Source organism: Pseudomonas sp. SAS7 (assembly GCF_052112345.1).
GTDB lineage: Bacteria > Pseudomonadota > Gammaproteobacteria > Pseudomonadales > Pseudomonadaceae > Aquipseudomonas > Aquipseudomonas putida_Q.
The window spans coordinates 1-274 of record NZ_JBEGGO010000075.1 but is presented as its reverse complement, the minus strand read 5'-3'; the positions used below and the strand labels follow the sequence as shown (position 1 = coordinate 274).

Sequence of the window (274 nt, the reverse complement as noted above, 5' to 3'; positions counted from 1 at the left end):
ATGGAGTTGACCACTGCTGGGTTGCTGCCAACGTAGACGTTGTCCGGAGCGGTCACGCTGATCGAACCGCTGGTGCCATTGGCCGGTACGGTGATGACCGTTTTGCCGTCGCTCAGCGTGAAGGTCAGGGCGCCGTGGTTGTTGATCGGCAGACCGTCTTTGTTGGTCAGGGTGATGGTGTAGGTGATCTCGCCGCCTTCAGTGACCGAAGGGGTCGCGGTCAGCTTGGCCACGACTTCGTCAGTGGTGTCGGTGACATCCACCTTCGCAGCGC

General features: G+C 60.9%; 1 protein-coding gene. It reads right to left on the bottom strand.

Translation table 11 applies throughout. The annotated features are described in order from the left end of the window. Positions 1–274, bottom strand: a 274-nt coding sequence (locus ABI582_RS28750; RefSeq protein WP_442121002.1) for an immunoglobulin-like domain-containing protein, incomplete at both ends; no start/stop codon positions are given.